The sequence below is a fragment of the Marinoscillum sp. MHG1-6 genome (genome assembly GCF_024714475.1).
In the GTDB taxonomy this organism is placed as follows: Bacteria; Bacteroidota; Bacteroidia; order Cytophagales; family Cyclobacteriaceae; genus JAMZMI01.
This window is the reverse complement of the sequence record NZ_JAMZMI010000004.1, coordinates 282,953-301,585: the sequence shown is the minus strand read 5'-3', so window position 1 is coordinate 301,585 and position 18,633 is coordinate 282,953. Positions and strand designations below refer to the sequence as shown.

11 protein-coding genes are annotated in these 18,633 nt (G+C 41.3%); 8 read left to right on the top strand and 3 right to left on the bottom strand.

The genetic code is table 11. The features are described from left to right. Nucleotides 1-11 precede the first annotated feature (11 nt). The 3 genes from araA to NXR94_RS11270 are packed head-to-tail and all read left to right on the top strand — an operon-like array spanning nt 12 to nt 4,772. Nucleotides 12-1,511 (top strand): L-arabinose isomerase, encoded by a 1,500-nt coding sequence (araA, locus tag NXR94_RS11280; protein ID WP_258104734.1) that lies wholly within the window; start codon nt 12-14, stop codon nt 1,509-1,511. A 24-nt stretch (nt 1,512-1,535) separates the two neighbouring features. Next, complete coding sequence (locus NXR94_RS11275) at nt 1,536-2,678, top strand: aldose epimerase family protein (RefSeq protein WP_258104733.1); 1,143 nt, start codon at nt 1,536-1,538, stop codon at nt 2,676-2,678. 60 nt (nt 2,679-2,738) lie between these two features. After that, on the top strand, nt 2,739-4,772 hold the full coding sequence (locus tag NXR94_RS11270) for a transketolase (protein WP_258104732.1): 2,034 nt from the start codon (nt 2,739-2,741) through the stop codon (nt 4,770-4,772). A gap of 135 nt (nt 4,773-4,907) precedes the next feature. Here NXR94_RS11270 and NXR94_RS11265 read toward each other — a convergent pair whose 3' ends face one another. Together NXR94_RS11265 and NXR94_RS11260 are read right to left on the bottom strand one after the other, a co-directional pair. Then, entirely contained in the window at nt 4,908-5,105 is a 198-nt protein-coding gene (locus NXR94_RS11265) for a (4Fe-4S)-binding protein (protein WP_258104731.1), read from the bottom strand. Nucleotides 5,106-5,197: 92 nt separating this feature from the next. Beyond that, nucleotides 5,198-7,081, bottom strand: a complete 1,884-nt coding sequence (locus NXR94_RS11260; RefSeq protein WP_258104730.1) for a sodium/solute symporter — start codon at nt 7,079-7,081, stop codon at nt 5,198-5,200. Nucleotides 7,082-7,351: 270 nt separating this feature from the next. On the opposite strand from NXR94_RS11260, the gene NXR94_RS11255 reads away from it, so the two are divergent. From NXR94_RS11255 to NXR94_RS11245, 3 genes are all read left to right on the top strand, one after another. Continuing rightward, nucleotides 7,352-8,908, top strand: a complete 1,557-nt coding sequence (locus NXR94_RS11255) for a glycosyl hydrolase family 65 protein (protein WP_258104729.1) — start codon at nt 7,352-7,354, stop codon at nt 8,906-8,908. Between the two features lies 1 nt (nt 8,909). Next, nucleotides 8,910-11,663 carry an alpha-L-rhamnosidase gene (locus NXR94_RS11250; RefSeq protein ID WP_258104728.1) on the top strand — a complete coding sequence of 918 codons (2,754 nt, stop codon included), beginning with the start codon at nt 8,910-8,912 and terminating at the stop codon, nt 11,661-11,663. Between the two features lie 292 nt (nt 11,664-11,955). Further along, the gene (locus NXR94_RS11245) at nt 11,956-12,495 is read left to right on the top strand and encodes a hypothetical protein (protein ID WP_258104727.1); all 540 of its coding nucleotides are present in this window, start codon (nt 11,956-11,958) and stop codon (nt 12,493-12,495) included. 117 nt (nt 12,496-12,612) lie between these two features. On the opposite strand, the gene NXR94_RS11240 is transcribed toward NXR94_RS11245, so the two are convergent. Further along, on the bottom strand, nt 12,613-13,533 hold the full coding sequence (locus NXR94_RS11240) for an AraC family transcriptional regulator (protein WP_258104726.1): 921 nt from the start codon (nt 13,531-13,533) through the stop codon (nt 12,613-12,615). Between the two features lie 236 nt (nt 13,534-13,769). On the opposite strand from NXR94_RS11240, the gene NXR94_RS11235 reads away from it, so the two are divergent. After that, on the top strand, nt 13,770-17,075 hold the full coding sequence (locus NXR94_RS11235) for a VCBS repeat-containing protein (protein WP_258104725.1): 3,306 nt from the start codon (nt 13,770-13,772) through the stop codon (nt 17,073-17,075). A gap of 1 nt (nt 17,076) precedes the next feature. Further along, nucleotides 17,077-18,402, top strand: coding sequence for a vanadium-dependent haloperoxidase (locus NXR94_RS11230; RefSeq protein WP_258104724.1), 1,326 nt, complete (start codon nt 17,077-17,079; stop codon nt 18,400-18,402). The last annotated feature ends 231 nt before the right edge of the window (nt 18,403-18,633 follow it).

Here is an 18,633-nt window from a genome sequence, read left to right as displayed (position 1 = left end):
TTAATACAACAATGAATACGAAATTAAATCAATACGAAGTCTGGTTTGTGACCGGAAGCCAGCACCTCTATGGTCCTGAAACACTAAAGAACGTTGCGGTTCACTCCGAGGAAATTGCGAAAGCGCTTAACGATAGTGAGCACGTTCCGGTGAAGGTAGTTTACAAATCTGTTGTAACTACTCCTGAAGAAATTTACAAAGTATGCGTTGAGGCTAATGTAGCTGAGAAGTGTATCGGTATGGTCGTTTGGATGCATACATTCTCTCCCGCAAAAATGTGGATCAAAGGACTTCAGGCTTTGAGCAAGCCTCTTGCTCACTTCCACACTCAGTACAATACTGAGATTCCATGGTCTGAAATTGACATGGACTTCATGAACGAAAACCAGACTGCTCATGGTGGTCGGGAATTTGGGTTCATGGCATCTCGTTTGAGAAAAAACAGAAAAGTTATTGTTGGGCACTGGAAGGATGAAGCACCACAAAAGAGACTTGGTGTTTGGACCAGAGCAGCTGCAGGTTGGAATGCATGGCAGACAACAAGAGTAGCCAGAATTGGTGACAACATGCGTCAGGTAGCCGTTACAGAAGGAGATAAAGTTGAAGCTCAGGTTCGTTTCGGATTTGAGGTAAACGGTTACGGTATCGGTGATTTGGTAGATGTGCTGAATCAGGTGTCTGATGCTGAGGTAGATAAATTAGTAAAAGAGTATGGCGATACCTATCAGATAACTGATGAGGTTTTGAAAAATCCTAACCTTAAAGATTCTGCGAAAATTGAGATTGCGCTTAGAACCTTCCTTCAAGCTGGTGGGTTTGGCGCTTACACAGATACTTTCGAGGATCTACATGGTATGAAACAGCTGCCTGGTATCGCAACTCAGCGTTTGATGGCTGAAGGTTACGGTTTCGGTGGAGAAGGTGACTGGAAAACGGCTGCTTTTGTAAGAGCCGCAAAAATCATGGATGAAGGTCTGGAAGGTGGTTCTTCGTTTATGGAAGACTACACGTATGACTTCCGCTCTGGAAGAAGTAGAGTTCTTGGTTCACACATGTTGGAAATTTGTCCTTCAATCGCCATGGGTACTCCTAAAGTTGAGATTCACCCATTGGGTATTGGTGGAAAAGAAGATCCGGCTCGTTTGGTATTCGACGTAGATGCAGGTCCTGCTGTAATGGCGACGTTCGTTGACATGGGTACCAGATTTAGAATGGTAGTGAACGAAGTAGAAGCTGTGAAACCAGAGAATGACTTACCAAAGCTTCCAGTTGCGAGAGTTCTTTGGGATCCTATGCCAAACCTTGAGGTATCTGCTCAAACCTGGATTCTTGCCGGTGGTGCTCACCACTCAGTATTTAGTAAAGCTTTAAATACTGAATATTTTGAAGATTTTGCTGACATGGCCGGAATTGAAATGGTGGTTATCGACAAAGACACAACCACTCGACAGTTTAAAGATCAATTGCACTGGAATGAGGTATACTATCACCTTTTCCAAAATAAAATGTAATCCATAAAATAAAATTGTAACCCAATGAAAATTCAAAACACCCTTCTTCTAGCTTTATTAATTCTAGTTCTAGGAATCTCTTGTACACCGCCGAAAGGGGAAGCTCAGGAAGCGACAATTACAAGTGCTCCATTCGGAAAACTCCCTGATGGACAGGAAGTAACCTCATACACAATGACCAATGTCAATGGTGTGAGCATGGATGTCATTACTTATGGTGGTATCGTTACTTCGTTGATGATCCCGGATAGAGAAGGAAAGCTGGAAGATGTGGTGCTGGGTTATGATAATATTGAAGGATACCTGGAGCAAACACCCTATTTTGGAGCTATTATTGGGCGATATGGTAATAGAATAGCCGATGCGAAATTTACTCTCGATAGTGTTGAATATTCGCTCGCAGCAAATAATGGCCCTAACCACTTGCACGGTGGTGAAGTCGGCTTCGACAAGGTTAACTGGACAGCTAAACCTTTGGAAGTTGACAATGGTGTTGCTTTGGAATTAAGCTATGTAAGTGCTGATATGGAAGAGGGTTACCCAGGTACTCTAACTACATCAGTAATTTACACGCTGACCAATGACAATGATTGGATTGTAAGTTATGAAGCGACCACAGATAAGAAAACAGTAGTTAATCTTACTCAACATGCATATTTCAACTTCACGGCCATGAAGGATGATATCCTTAGTCATGAGTTGAAAATTAATGCACCTTATTTTCTACCTGTTGACAGTACTTTGATCCCTACAGGCGAATTGAGACCGGTAGAAGGAACACCATTTGACTTTACTGAATCTAAAGTTATTGGAGCTGAAATTGATGCGGATAATCAACAAATAAAGTACGGTCCAGGATATGATCACTGCTGGGTACTTGCAGAATCCACAGACAGTCTTAATTTTGCAGCTTCTTTGTATGAACCAACGAGTGGTCGATTGATGGAAATCTACACCGAAGAACCTGCTATTCAGTTCTATGCTGGAAATTTTCTTGATGGAACAATAACAGGAAAAGAAGGTAAAGTTTACAACTATCGAACTGGTTTGTGCTTAGAAACACAACATTACCCAGATTCACCCAATCAGTCGGACTTCCCAAGCGTAGTGCTTAACCCCGGGGAAACTTACCGCACTGTAACAGTTATGAAGTTCTCTACAAAATAGAGATTTCTGACTTATAGTTAAATTGACTATTAGTTCTAATTTTACAGAAAAAGTTAAATAATGAGTAATCACCAAAAAGACCAAAGAGCCGTTGACAACATTCGTGTGCTGTCTGCTGCCATGGTAGAAAAGGCTAATTCAGGACACCCAGGGGGAGCTATGGGAGGTGCGGATTATATCCACATCCTGTTTAGTGAATTTATGAAATTTGATCCGGACGATACGTCCTGGCCATTCAGAGATCGTTTTTTCCTCGATCCTGGACACATGTCTCCAATGCTTTACTCTCAACTTTACTTGTTGGGTAACTACAAAAAGGAAGACATTTCATCTTTCCGTCAATGGGGTTCAGTAACTCCTGGACACCCTGAAGTAGATGTAGCCAGAGGTGTTGAAAACACATCAGGCCCTCTTGGTCAGGGACATGCGATGGGAGCAGGAGCTGCATTGGCAGCAAAATTCCTTGGAGCCAAGTTTGGTGACTGGATGAACCACAAGATTTATGCTTTCATTTCCGATGGAGGTATTCAGGAAGAGATTTCTCAGGGTGTGGGTAGAATTGCCGGATACCTTGGTTTGAACAACCTGATCATGTTCTATGATTCTAATGATGTTCAGCTTTCGACTTACACTGACGAGGTTACAAACGAAGATACAGCTAAGAAATATGAAGCCTGGGGTTGGAATGTTGTTACCATTGATGGTAATGATCACGACCAAATCCGAGCGGCTCTAAAACAAGCTAATGAGGAGACTGAAAAGCCATTCCTGATTATCGGTAAGACGATCATGGGTAAGGGGTGTAAAGATGCTGATGGCAATCCTTATGAAGGTAAGTCTGAGCTTCATGGAAAGCCAATTGGTGGTACAAAAGGTTCTTACGACAAAACCATCGAAGGTTTGGGTGGTAGTCTAGAAGATCCTTTTGTGATTTTCCCTGATGTGGCTGACCTATACAGTGAAATTATTGATAAAAAGAGAGCCGAAGTAAAAGAAGCAAAAGCGAAAGAAGCTTCATGGAGAAGTTCAAATGCTGAATCTGCAGCGAAATTGGATATGTTCCTTGCAGGAAAACTTCCTGATCTTGACCTTGCTTCAATTGCCCATAAAGAGAATGCAGCATCTCGTGATGCTTCTGCATCTGTTTTGGCTTACATGGCTGAGAACATTGAAAACGTAATTGTTGCTTCTGCAGACCTTGCAAATAGTGATAAAACTGATGGCTTCCTTAAGAAGTCAAAGCAATTTGCTCCTGGTCAATTTGATGCTAATTTCTTTCATGCCGGTGTGTGTGAGTTTTCTATGGCTGCAATGGCGAATGGTATGGCTCTTCACGGGGGTGTAATTCCTGTTGTAGGAACATTCTTCATCTTCTCTGATTATCAGAAGCCTGCTTACAGACTTTCAGCTTTGATGGAGCTTCCTGTGATCTATCTATGGACGCATGATGCATTCCGAGTAGGAGAGGATGGACCAACTCACCAGCCGATTGAGCAGGAAGCTCAGGTAAGGTTGTTGGAGCAGTTGAAAAACCACAAAGGAAAGAGAAGTTTCCTTGCATTGAGACCTGCAGACAGCGCAGAGACTACTGTTGCATGGAAGATGGCGCTTGAGAATAAAGAAACGCCTACAGCGCTCATTCTATCTCGTCAGGGTATCAAGGATATTCCTTCTACCGGAGATCGTTTTGTAGATGCTATGGGAGCTGAGAAGGGTGCTTATGTAGTTAAGTCATCTGAAGGTGCTGATGTAACGCTTGTAGCAAATGGATCTGAAGTATCTACTTTGATCGCAGCTTCTGAACTGCTAGAAAAAGATGGTATTTCAGTGAACATCGTTTCTGTTATTTCTGAGGGACTTTTCAGAGATCAATCAGAATCATACCAGGCTTCTGTTTTGGATAACAGCCAGCCGGTATTTGGACTAACAGCCGGTTTGCCTGTAACATTGGCTCAGCTAGTTGGTCAGAAAGGTAAAGTATTCGGTTTAGATCACTTCGGTTATTCAGCACCTGCGGGTGTGCTTGATGAGAAGTTTGGATTTACAGGAGAACACGTTTACGACGAAGTGAAATCTTATCTCGCTTCTCTGTAAGGGAATCGATTCATTTTCTGAAGTAAATTTTAATCCTCACTTCTTCTGAAGTGGGGATTTTTTTTGCCTTATCGGTGAAACTGGAAAGTGAATTTGCGATTTGGAGGATATTAGATACAATGCAAGAATCATAGTCTATTTGATTCCCAACGCCCCGCTAGGACACTTTTTAACCTGGTTTACGATATCTTCCTTGGAGGCGTTATCTACCTGAATCCAGGGTTTTTCACGAGGTTTAAATACAGCCGCCAACCCTCTGGCACATACTCCTGAATGAATGCATTTTTCAGATTCCCAGGTAACTGTAATATCTTCTTTTTGATAGGTTTTCATTTTATTAATGTCACTAAAAATGATAAGGAATGCAATAAAAAAGGCCTTCAACTTAAGTTGAAGGCCTTTTAAATATGTAATTAAGTGTCTATTTACATCCAGAATACAGCATACAGTACTGCGATGATCAACACAATACCCATGGATGCTATGAAGAAGGTTTTGTCAGTCTTAAATAACTCAGGCTCAAATGTATAGGCCTTTTCATCTTCCTTATCCGAATTAGCATTGGTAAACATGATGATTGACAGGAATCCTAATAGGAACACCATCATGAATATTGAATGAAAACCAATATCTCTCATGCTCAACCCAAAGAGAGGAGTTCCGAAAAGTAAGCCTAGGACTAATGAAAGAACAGCTCCAAAACCAAATGCTTTACCTGCTGTGGTGAGCTTCTTACGGTTTTCAGGAGAAATTTCCTTGGCCTGTACTTTATGGCTATCAGTCAATACCAGGATCAGGGCCATAGAGATCAATGTGATACATACATAGCCCATTCGGATAATAAACGGAAGTTCCGGTAACAATACCTTCATAAGAATACCAACCGGAAGGGTAGCGATGGTTGTCCATAATGCCGCACGATAAGTTGCACGCTTCCAAAGGATACCCATACCAAATACCACGACAACTCCAGGATAAATGAACCCTGTATATTCCTGAATGTATTGGAATGCCTGGTCAAGTCCACCTAACAATGGCTTTGCAGCAAATACTGCTATAACCAAAGCAACAAACGCAGTCACACGACCAATTCTTACCAATTGCTTCTCACTTGCCTGAGGATTGATGATATCCTTATAAATGTCCAATGTGAAGATGGTGGACGTAGAGTTAAGCATTGAAGCCAATGACGAAACCACCGCAGCGATCAGGGCTGCAAACGCCAAACCACGAATTCCAGTTGGAGCAAAGTTTCGTAACAACCATGGATAAGCCTGATCTGCTTTATCAATGGTACCTGAAAGACCCTCAATAGAGTGGCTCAAGTCAGGGTGATTAAACATGACGTAAGCCGTGATACCAGGAACAATAACAATGATCGGGATCAAAATTTTCAGGTATCCTGCGAAGATCAAGCCTCTCTTAGCTTCCTTAAGGTTTTTAGCTGCAAGTCCTTTTTGAATGATATACTGGTTAAAGCCCCAGTAACCGATATTGGTCAACCACATGGCACCAAAAATAACTGCAAGACCCGGCAGGTCAATATAAGGGTCTTTTACGCCACCAGCTCCATCAGGAATAGTAGATACACCCTCTCTAAGGATCATACTAAAGTGAAGATCAGATGGTACTTCACGAACCTTATCTAATACTATCATGAAGCCTTCGAAAGCTCCTCCGGTATCACCTGCTACTGCAGATAATGCGAAAAATGCGGTGATGAGTCCACCACCAACCAGGAATATTACCTGAATTACATCTGTCCATGCTACCGCTTTCAATCCACCGTAGATGGAGTAAATACCGGCAAAAACCAATAAACCTGGTACACCATATTGAATTGGCCATCCTAAGATCGATTCCATAGCCAGCGCACCAAGCCATGCAACAGAAGTAAGGTTTACAAATACGTAAACTAGCAGCCAGAAAAATGAGAAGAAGAAACTAACTCCCTTGCCGTATCTTTCTTTTGCAAATTGTGGCATGGTATAGATCTTCTTATCGATCATCTGTGGCAATAAGAATTTAGCTACCAGTATTAATGTGATAGCTGCCAGCCATTCGTATGCAGCAATACCGATTCCAACCGCGAAACCGGAACCCGACATGCCTATGAAGTGTTCGGCGGAAATATTGGCAGCAATCAAAGATGCTCCAATGGCCCACCATGATAAAGAGTTCCCTGCCAGAAAGTAATCATTGGCAGTCTTTTCCTCTCCCTCTTTATCTCTGGAGATAAATAAACCTATGCATAGAATCACTACACAGTAGGCTCCAAAGACAATGTAATCAAGCGTCAAAAAACCCATAAAATGTTATTTGTGTTATAATATGTCAATAGCCCAAAAATTTGGCGGCTTGAAAATATCTTAATAATCAACAACTTCCAAGTTTATGAAATGTAATCAAACCCTTTTTGAATAGATTAAGACTAAAATTTTTCAATAAGTATCTTGCACACGTTTGCTCATTTAAAATTTGGCAACACATAATAGTGCAGGATGGATAACTAAGAATAATAGATGTTATTTGTACACTTATTTTTAAAGTGATTCTGAATAGAATAAAAATTAACCCAAATGCCCCAATTTAAACTTGAAAGGCTTCCTGTAATTATTGCTTGTTTCGTCCTCTTAATTTTTATCTCGGCATGTTCTGGTGATGAAGACGAGACTTCTATTTTGACTGCCGATAATTACAGACATTATGTGGATGTATTCAATAGTAGTGAGGATGAGAACATCACTCAGGCCATACCAAATAACAAGTCGTGGGAATGGATGAAGGCCAATATCCCATTGTTTGAGTGTCCACAACAGAATTTTGAGGAAATGTACTATTACCGATGGTGGACCTTACGAAAACATATCAAGGCAACTCCTGTCGGTTATGCCATGACAGAATTCCTGGTTGATAGGAGCTATTCCGACAAATACAACCTAATTGCCTGTGCTATTGGTCATCATGTGTCAGAATCGAGATGGCTATACAATGATCAGTACATGGATGATTACCTTCATGTGTGGTACAGGGGGAACGATGGTCAACCCATGAAAAAGCTCAATAAGTTTAGCAGTTGGACACCCTATGCAGAGTACCAGCGGTTTCTGGTGAATCTGGATACGACTTACCTGCTGGATATGTATCCGGATTTTGTAAAGGAGTACTCACGATGGGAACAAGAAAGAAGACTTTCTAGCGGCCTTTTTTGGCAGGAGGACGTGAAAGACGGGATGGAGGAACAGATCAGCGGAGGCCGTCGGGTTAAGAACGCCAGACCAACCATCAATTCATATATGTACGGGAATGCTTTGGCCCTGGCTGAAATGGCAAAGCTAAAAGGAGATGAAAAGGTAGCGTCATTATACACAGCTAAGGCAGATACGATTAAGGCCCTGGTTGACACAGTGCTTTGGAATCCTGAATTGAACTTTTATGAAACCCTTCGAGAAAATGGTCAATATGCCGATGTCAGAGAAGCAATAGGCTACATTCCCTGGTATTTTGGATTACCAGGCGAAGACAAGACAGTGGCCTGGAATCAAGTGACTGATCCGCAGGGTTTCCTCGCACCTTTTGGATTAACTACAGCAGAAATAAGACATCCAGAATTTAGAGGTAATGGATGTTGTAAATGTGAATGGGATGGTGCGGTTTGGCCGTTTGCTACCTCACAAACGCTTACGGGGTTGGCAAACCTGCTGAATGATTATGATCAGGTGCTGATGACCGACTCAATCTATTTTGATCTACTGGAAACCTATGTGGAGTCTCAATACTATAGAGGCAGGCCATACATTGGTGAATACCTGGATGAGCAAACAGGGTATTGGCTCAAGGGTGATCAGGAGCGTAGTCGATATTACAATCACTCTACATTTAATGACCTTGTGATCACTGGTTTGGTTGGGTTGCGTCCAAGAGCAGATGACATTATTGAGGTTAATCCCTTGGTGCCAGCAGACAAGTGGGACTGGTTTGCATTAGATGGGGTCCGGTATCATGGCAAGAAGATCTCAATTATTTGGGATAAAGATGGAACCAAATATGGAAAGGGTGCTGGTTTGACAATACTCGCTGATGGTAAACAAATCGCAAATTCAACCTCTCTTCAAAAGCTTACTGCAAATTTGTAATATGAGACGAATAGCCCCAGCTCTGATCGTATTTATTTTGCTTTCCTGTAGTGGTTCGAAAAAAGAGGACAATACAATTAATGAGAGCATCTCGATTGGTTCTATGAGAACTGAAGGTTTGGTCAGTCCGGAAGGTATTGATGTTACTGATCCGGGCCTAAGCTGGTTGATTGAAACAAATGAGAACGATGTTTATCAAACAGCCTATCAGGTGCTGGTAGCGAGTTCTGCGGATAGTTTAACTGAGGCCTCAGCAGATTTATGGAACTCAGGGAAAGTAAAGAGTGGAGCTACTCAAATTGAATATTCAGGAACGGCACCAGATAGCAACTCGAAGCAGTACTGGAAAGTAAAAGTGTGGACCAACAAAGGAGTGACCGAGTGGAGCCAGATTGGTTACTGGAGCACTGGCTTGAAATACTACAAGGATTGGTGGGGACGGTGGATTGGTTTTAATGAGCCATTTGAATGGGAGAAGATTGATACAAGGCCCACACTTGGGGCCAGGTATCTACGAAGTGAATTTGAACTTGAGAAAAAGGTTAAATCAGCAACCGCATATATCATAGGTTTAGGCCTATACGAGATGTTTCTCAACGGCCAAAAAGTGGGTGAGGCAGTGCTGGCCCCGGCACCTACTGATTACTTTGAGAATGTGAAGTACAATGCCTATGATGTGACAAATTATCTCCGATCTGGGGAAAGCAATACATTAGGGGTAGTCCTTGGAAGTGGACGATACTTTACCATGAGGCAGAACTATAAGCCTTATAAAATCAGGAATTTTGGAATGCCAAAGCTCCTCTTTCATATGGTGATCACTTTTGAGGATGGGAGTCAACAAAGAGTTTGGTCCCACGACAAGTGGAAGGGCACCACGGATGGCCCAATACGCAATAACAATGAATATGATGGCGAGTTCTATGATGCCCGCAAGGAGCTAGGCGATTGGGCGGTATCAGGCTATGATGACTCCAGGTGGCTCGATGTCGAATACGTGCCGGAACCTAATGGAGCCTATCAGGCACAGATGAATCCCAATATGAGGGTCATGAAGGAAATTAAGCCGATCTCGATTAGTCAGGTCGATCAAAACCGATATGTCCTCGATCTTGGCCAAAATATTTCCGGGTGGTTGCAAATGCGTGTTAAGGGACCAAAGGGTACGCAGGTAAAGCTACGATTTGCGGAGTCCTTGCAGGACGATGGAGAGCTCTTTGTAACCAACCTGAGGGATGCGGAGGCTACCGATACCTACATCTTGAGCGGGCAGGATATAGAGACCTGGGAGCCCAGTTTTACTTACCATGGATTTAGGTATGTAGAAATTACGGGGTATCCTGGGAAACCTACAATCGATGATTTTGTTGGGAAATTCATTTATGATGAAATGGAAACTGTGGGTTCGTTCGAAACTTCAGACCCAACAATCAATCAGATTTATGCAAATGCATGGTGGGGGACGGCAAGTAACTATAAGGGTATGCCTGTGGACTGTCCTCAACGGAATGAACGTCAGCCATGGCTGGCTGATCATGCTGTTGGTACTTATGGCGAGAATTTTATGTTTGACAATGCGCCTTTGTACAAGAAATGGTTGGAGGACATGCGGTATGCACAGAAGGAGGATGGTAGTATGTCAGACGTAGCTCCTGCCTATTGGAATTACTATAGCGACAATATGACCTGGCCGGGGACCATGTTGATTATAGCCAGGATGCTTTACGAGCAGACAGGTGATATCGAACCAATAGCAGATAATTATTCAGCGATGAGAAAATGGCTTTTCTATATGAGGGATCGCTACATGAGTGATGAATACATCATGACAAAGGATAGTTACGGGGATTGGTGCAAACCACCTAAAAGTATTGAAGAAGGTACAGGGAAAAACGCGGATTTAAAGGAACCCAGTCAACTCATCGCCTCTGCCTACTATTACCATTTCATGGAAATGATGATTGAGTTTGCCAGTCTCACAAGAAACGAAAGGCATATCTCAAACTATCAGACAGATATGGAAAGAACTAAGCAGGCTTTTAATGCCAAGTTCTATAACGAAGAAGGGTACTATGGAGAAGGTCGAATGACGGATAATATTCTGCCACTATACTTTGGTTTGGTTGATGACAGGAATCAAGAAATAGTTTTTGATAATCTAATCAAGACGATTGAGGAAAAGAACAATGGGCACTTAAGTACAGGTTTGATAGGGACTCAGTGGTTGATGAGGACCTTAACCAAATATGGACGTTCTGATCTTGCCTATAAGCTAACCACGACAAGAACCTATCCATCCTGGGGCTACATGGTCGAAAATGGAGCTACTACCATTTGGGAGTTGTGGCACGGAAATGTGGCCAATCCAAAGATGAACTCTCAGAATCATGTGATGCTGCTGGGTGATTTGATTATGTGGTACTACCACAGTTTAGCAGGTATCAAGGCCGTAGAGCCTGGTTTTAAAGTGATTGAGATGAAGCCTGAATTTGATGTGGATCTGGATTATGTGAAAGCTTCTTACAAATCTGTGAATGGTCTGATTAAAAGTCATTGGACGAAAAAGGGAGAGGAGCTGACCTGGAATATCACAGTTCCACCAAATACAACCGCTCTGATATATCTCCCAGGAAAAAAGCAAACCGATGTGGAGGAAAATCAAGGAAAATCAACCTTCCAGTACCTACGCACCGAAGGTGATCGTTTGGTGTATGAATTGAAGTCAGGAAATTATGAATTTAGGATGAATCATTAAATCAGCAGACTAAAGTCCTGCAATAGTCGTAATCGCTGCTAACAAGATTAAAATTAATTAAGGTGAAAGTGCCTGTGATATGTGAATATTGAGTTCATTGTTGGGTAAATCAACTCTCTTATCCTCGAAACTATTCGTAGCAATGATTTGACGACGCCTTAGTAAATTCCATGATTAAACGTTTGTTCATATCTTTCTATGTGTCAATACTTTAATTGTGTTTGTTTCAAACATATTTTTTTGTACCTTAATCAAGGTCATTAGCTCTGAATGTCACCTAAACTACCTAATAATGAAATCAAAATTTATTCACTTGCTAATTCCATTTGCGTTATGCATATGGATTGTTTCATGCCAGACCCAGGCCAATGAAACCAAACCTCCCGTTGATGTTAACCAGGAGAAAGAGTTGATCAAAACAGCCATTACAACCTTAACTACTGCTCATGCAAATAGTGATGCAGATGCCTGGTTGGGACAGTGGGTGCCAGAACCTTATGTATTTATTTCTGCAGCGGATTCCGGAGGTCATTTTTTTGTCAAAAACTATGATACCCTGGCAGCTTTGTACAACAGATTTTGGCCTAAGAATTATGATGGGCCTCCGAGACCAAGAGTTACGCTTGAGCCTTATGATTTTTTCATTCGTGTATGTGATACCATGGCTACTGCAGAATTCAAGATTAAATGGGAAGGTAAAATGACAATAGATGATTCTGTCTTTGTTCGGAACTGGGAAACCTATGAAAACTACTCTATGGAAAAGCGAAGTGATGATTGGAAAGTAGCATCCATATCTGCGGTGGGACTAACGTCATATCAAAGAGAATAGATAAAAATTACCTTGATGGAATAGACCCTTCAGGCTTGTGACTTGAAGGGTTCTTCTTTTTATAAGAGGTATAAAGGCCTGGCTTGCTCTATGGCGATAAATGATTGGTGCCTCGGATCAATTCATTCCATTCTTTCTAAAGGATGCCGGGGTGATTCCCGTTCGCTGAGAGAACGATGAGGTAAAATGCTGAAGTGAAGAAAAACCGCAGGTATAGGCAATTTGTGAAAGTGTCTGAGACGGGGCGTTGAGCAGCAGATCCTTGGCTCTTTTGAGTTTCAGGTTGATAATATAGCTGTTGGGAGGATAGCCCGTTAATCTGCGAACCTCATCGGTGAACTTTGTTTTACCCATCCCAAACTGCTGAGCGAGATCATCCACAATCCATTTTTTCGTTAGGTCCGCATTGATTGCCTCATTAAGAGAAAGAATAAAGGAGTCTTCCTCCTGAATTTGTTGTTTTCTATTTTCCAGGTGTCGATTTAAAGCGATCAACATATTTTCCAGAATATTGGTCACGATCATTTCATATCCATCTGCCTGATCCGTTAATTCCCTTTTCAGGTCCAAAAAATAACGTTTAAAATTTCGGGCGTTTCGAATCACTATACCACGTTCGGAAGCGATCAGTTCTCCCAGGTTTTGCTGAAAATTGGCAGGTAAGCGCGTCCAGTCTCCAAAATTAAGCTGATCAATTTCGCTGAAGTACTCTGGCTTAATGACAATCCAATTGAGCTCTCCCAAATCCATTTTCCCGGAAGGACTGCCGTTAAGATGCCAGGGGGCGGTGATGGAGAGGTCATCTGTAAGGAGCTCTACCGTTTTATCCTCAATCACCCAGTCATATTTTCCACTTTCGATATAATGAATCTCAATACCATCATTCAGATGCGGCTTCATGTTTTCATCCAGATTTATTCTGGTGACTTTCATGTGTCCGAACTGACGAATGAATGGGAGGTTTTTGATGGGGCCGGGGTTATGTTCGTACCACCAAACACCGTTCATTCCGGGCTTATTTATGGTTTGTGTTTCCATGAGATCAATTCATCTGTTTGTGGAATGACAGGCGGTGAGTCCTAATACATCATTCGAATTATCTCAAAGTTACAGAATTGACCGTGGATATTGGTGGGTACTTTAAATTTTTGAAAAACTGATTCTTGTTTATAGAATATTCCTACGCAGGATCATTTGCAATCGTTTGTAGATTTTCGATGTAATTGAGGCGGAATCGGAGTTCGCCGATATTTTTAGCCTTTAATTTGACCCAAATGATTAAAATTCCTGCCTTCTCAGTATCACTTTGCTTATTGGCTATTATTGGTTGTAATAAACCTACACCGACCGATTATAAATTCGAGCTTAAGGCATCAGAAGTTACAGGCATTCAGTTTGAAAATAGTTTGACTTCAACTGATGAATTTAACATTTACACCTATCGTAATTTCTATAATGGAGGAGGGGTTGGTTTGGCCGATATCAACAACGATGGATTAGTTGATATTTATCTCACTGCCAATATGGAACCCAATAAGCTTTATTTGAATAAAGGCAATTTCCAGTTTGAAGATATTACGAGTAAATCAATGACCGCGGGTGCACGTGCCTGGTCTACAGGTGTATCGATGATTGATATCAATGCTGATGGTTGGGTTGATATTTATGTATGCAATAGTGGTGATGCCAAGGGTAGCAGTAAGGAAAATGAATTTTTTATTAATAATGGCGATGGTACTTTTTCTGACCTTGCGAGTGAGATGGGACTAGCTGATCCCGGGTATTCTACTCATGCTGCCTTTTTCGATTACGATAAAGATGGTGATCTCGATGTTTATTTACTCAATAATTCCTTCACTGCCATTGGTAGTGCTAATCTGATGAAGAACCAACGTCACATCCGTGATGAAAAAGGTGGTGATAAATTATATAGAAATAATGGAGGAGTTTTTACAGATGTAAGTGAACAGGCAGGGATTTATGGTAGCTATATAGGTTTTGGACTTGGGATTTCAGTAACAGACCTTGATAAAGATGGCTGGCAAGATTTATACATCTCTAATGATTTTTTTGAGCGTGATTATATCTACATGAATAATGGTGATGGTACCTTCAGTGAAGAGCTGGAATCTCAAATGCGCTCAATAAGTATAGCTTCTATGGGCTCAGATGCTGCAGACCTAAATGGTGACGCTTATCCAGACATATTTGTAACAGAGATGCTTCCGGAATCCCATGAAAGGTTGAAAACAATGGTCAATTTCGAAAGTTGGGACAAGCATCAATATAATGTTGAAAACGACTATTATCATCAGTTTATGCGCAATATGTTGCATGTTCACAATGGAGTTTCTGAAGATCAAAAACCAACTTTCACGGAGGTTGGACGTCGTTCCGGAGTAGAAGCTACCGATTGGAGCTGGGGTGCGCTCATAGCTGATCTAGACAATGATGGAAATAAAGACATTTTTGTTTCGAATGGCATTTATCAGGATATTATTAATCAGGATTATCTCAAATACATTTCCAATGAGGCCTTTATAAAAATGGTTGTTAAAGATGGAAAAGTTAATTACAACAAGCTTATTGATATTATCCCAGTTACTAAAATTCCGAACTATGCATTTGCCGGTAATGGAAAATTGGGGTTCGAGAATAAGGCCGAAGAATGGGGCTTGGGTTCCCCTAGTCATTCTAATGGATCGGCCTACGGAGATTTGGATAATGATGGAGATTTGGATCTTGTAGTTAATAATGTGAATATGCCGGTTTTCATCTATGAGAACAACACTAATGACGACCAACACTTTTTACAGGTAGCTTTAGAGGGATCCGGTGATAATCTTCAGGCTATTGGGACTAAAGTGACACTTTGGGCTAGTGGTAAAGTTTTTTTTCAGGAGCAGTCTGTTACGCGAGGATTTCAGTCCTCTGTTGATCCAAAATTGACATTTGGTCTTGGAGATGCTACCCTGGTGGATTCGCTGGTTGTGGAATGGAACCTTGGAGGGAAGACGGTACTAAAGGATGTATCTTCAGATCAGCTTATATCACTTAGTGAGAAAGATAAAATCAATAGAACAACTGAAGGATTTAAGCCTGTAAAAGGCATTTTTAAGGTGTTTGACTTGGCTGGTTTTAACTTTGTTCATTCTGAAAATTCTTTTGTTGATTTCGATTTTGAGCGAATGCTTTACCATATGAAATCCACTGAAGGGCCTAAAATGGCAGTTGGTGATGTGAATGGTGATGGTTTGGAAGATGTTTATGTCGGAGGGGCACGTTTACAACCCGGATCAATATTCATCCAGCGGGAAGGTGGTAGGTTTGAGCAATTACCTATTGAAGATTTTAAAATGGATCGTTTTTCAGAAGACATGGGTGCCGTGTTTTTCGATGCTGACGATGATGCAGACCTGGACTTATATGTGTGCAGTGGAGGAAATGACAACAATTCATCGAGGTATCTTGTGGATCGAATTTATTTAAATGATGGTTCGGGTATGTTTTACAAGGCGGAGAAGGCCCTTCCTGAGGAAGGCACAAACAGCTCTGTAGTAGTTGCAGAGGATTTTGATGGAGACGGGGATCAAGATCTCTTTGTTGGTTCACGTATGCAGTCAGGAAACTATGGTGTAAAGCTATCAAGCCATTTATATATTAATAACGGACAGGGAATATTTACTGAAGGTAATAGTGAATTTGCTCCGGATTTAGTAGATATGGGAATGGTTACCGATGCATTGTTCACTGATTTTGATGCTGATGGAGACCCGGATTTACTTGTAGTCGGCGAATGGATGTATCCGCATCTCCTGAAAAATGAAAATGGTAGCTTCACAAATATCTCTTCGGATGTTGGCCTGGATCAATATAGCGGTTGGTGGAATACAGTCGAGTCAGATGATTTCAACGGAGATGGAAAACCTGATTACCTAATTGGGAACCATGGATTGAATTCAAGGTTTACTGCATCAATGGAAAATCCGATCAATTGTTATGTTGCTGATTTTGATGGTAATGGGGCAATTGAACAAGTAATCTGTCAACTTCAGGGTAGTGATGTTTACCCAATGCCCTTACTCCATGACCTGTGGAAGCAAATGCCTGGATTGAAAAAAAGGTTCGTAAAGTATGAACAATATAAGGAGGCCAGGATTGAAGATATATTTAGCTCAAAAGAACTGGAATCTGCCGAAATTCACATGGCTAATATTTTGGAAACAACGCTGTTGGTTAGTAACGCTTCTGGTGGTTTTGATCGCGCTCTAATTCCTGTGGAGTCTCAAAACAGTCCCACTTATGCAATATCTATTTGGGACTTTAATAAGGATGGACTCTTAGATGTACTCCTCGGTGGGAATTTGTTTGGTGCCAAGCCGGAAGCTGGCCGTTATGATGCAAGCTTTGGTACATTGATGCTAGGAGAAGATGAGGGAAGTTTTTGTTCTGTTTCCGTTCCGCGAACTGGACTATACTTAACTGGAGAGGTACGTGATTTTCAAATCATTGACCTGGGTGGCGAGCCGGTAATGATGATTGCCAGAAATAACGAAAAACTACTTGGTTATACTTTTTGATATGAAGAAACTAATGATAATTGGCTTTGTTGGTGCCATGTTTTGGATGTCTGGTTGCGAGCAAAATGAAACTTACAAAACAACACTTGATAACCCTGATACTTATCAGGGCATGGTTAAAAGCCTTACCAATACAGTCGTTTATGATATCTTCTCTCCACCAGTTGCAAGTCGGGTCTATGCTTACTCTAATATTGCTGGATATGAGGTACTGGCCCAAAGCTACCCAGGCCGATTGAAGTCTTTGGGAGGCCAACTAAATGAATTTACTTCTCCTGTTGCACCTTCAGGGAATGTCAATCCTAAGCTAGCAAGTCTTCATGCTTTTTACCTGGTCGGCAAGGCATTAATATTTTCTGAATCAATGATGGATGAGCCGTACCATTTGTTATTAGAGCGACTAAAGCAGGAAGGGCTTGATGAGTCTGTAAAGAAATCTTCTTTTGAGTATGGTCAGGCTGTAGCTGATCATGTTAAGAATTGGATGGATGATGATTTTTACAAGCAGACTAGAACCTTCCCAAAATATACACCACAATCAGCTGAAGGGCTTTGGAAACCAACTCCTCCGGATTATATGGAAGGGATTGAGCCCCATTGGAATAAAATAAGGCCGATGGTTCTTGATTCTGCTAATCAATTTGCTCCATTGCCGCCTATTCCTTTCAGTCTTGATGAACAGAGTACTTTTTATAAACAATTATATGAGGTTTATGATGTTGGTGTGAACCTGAATGATGAACAATTGAATATTGCTAAATTCTGGGATTGTAATCCTTATGTTTCACATCATTATGGACATGCAATGTTTGGTACTAAGAAAATAACGCCCGGAGGGCATTGGATTGGTATTGCATCTATAGCATGTAGGCAATCAGAAGTGGACTTTATTAACACTTGTGAAGCATTTACCCGCACTTCTATTTCTTTATTTGATGGTTTTATTTCTTGTTGGGATGAAAAGTGGCGAAGCATATTGGTAAGGCCGGAAACTTTAATTAATCGGCATATTGATGAAGATTGGAAGCCATTATTGCAAACCCCTCCATTCCCTGAGTATACCAGTGGCCATAGTGTAATTTCTCGGGCCGCTGCTGTCACGCTTACGGATATTTTCGGAGATAATTTTGGTTTCAATGATGATACCGAAGTGGAGTATGGGCTTTTCGAAAGACAATTTTCATCCTTCCTGGAAGCTTCTGAAGAAGCGGCAATTAGTAGGCTCTATGGTGGTATACATTACAGAATGGCTGTTGTGAACGGTGTTACTCAGGGTAATAAAATCGGGGAACAAGTCGTGAAAAACCTGGTGACTGCCGTCAAGTAGATTTGATTAGTCCTATTGGCGAACCAATTGATGCTCAAATGTTTAAAGTCAGGGCCTTGTCATTGTTAATTGAAAGGTCAGGCTTAATTGTAAATATGAAAAGCAGAGTGTTGGTGTTTTTTTGTAACAATTAGAAAAATCGCAAAGATTGTGGGCTGTAAGGCAGATATATTATTATTTATAAAAAGAACCAATGTATCAATCTGTAATTGTGTAATTACTAAAATGTTT

Bases quoted from the DNA above. Each gene is read 5' to 3' on its own strand.
- NXR94_RS11230 (WP_258104724.1), top strand. From the start codon at position 17,077: ATGAAGAAACTAATGATAATTGGCTTTGTTGGTGCCATGTTTTGGATG.
- NXR94_RS11245 (WP_258104727.1), top strand. From the start codon at position 11,956: ATGAAATCAAAATTTATTCACTTGCTAATTCCATTTGCGTTATGCATA.
- NXR94_RS11275 (WP_258104733.1), top strand. From the start codon at position 1,536: ATGAAAATTCAAAACACCCTTCTTCTAGCTTTATTAATTCTAGTTCTA.
- NXR94_RS11270 (WP_258104732.1), top strand. From the start codon at position 2,739: ATGAGTAATCACCAAAAAGACCAAAGAGCCGTTGACAACATTCGTGTG.
- NXR94_RS11235 (WP_258104725.1), top strand. From the start codon at position 13,770: ATGATTAAAATTCCTGCCTTCTCAGTATCACTTTGCTTATTGGCTATT.
- NXR94_RS11250 (WP_258104728.1), top strand. From the start codon at position 8,910: ATGAGACGAATAGCCCCAGCTCTGATCGTATTTATTTTGCTTTCCTGT.
- NXR94_RS11255 (WP_258104729.1), top strand. From the start codon at position 7,352: ATGCCCCAATTTAAACTTGAAAGGCTTCCTGTAATTATTGCTTGTTTC.
- araA (WP_258104734.1), top strand. From the start codon at position 12: ATGAATACGAAATTAAATCAATACGAAGTCTGGTTTGTGACCGGAAGC.
- NXR94_RS11260 (WP_258104730.1), bottom strand. From the start codon at position 7,081: ATGGGTTTTTTGACGCTTGATTACATTGTCTTTGGAGCCTACTGTGTA.
- NXR94_RS11265 (WP_258104731.1), bottom strand. From the start codon at position 5,105: ATGAAAACCTATCAAAAAGAAGATATTACAGTTACCTGGGAATCTGAA.
- NXR94_RS11240 (WP_258104726.1), bottom strand. From the start codon at position 13,533: ATGGAAACACAAACCATAAATAAGCCCGGAATGAACGGTGTTTGGTGG.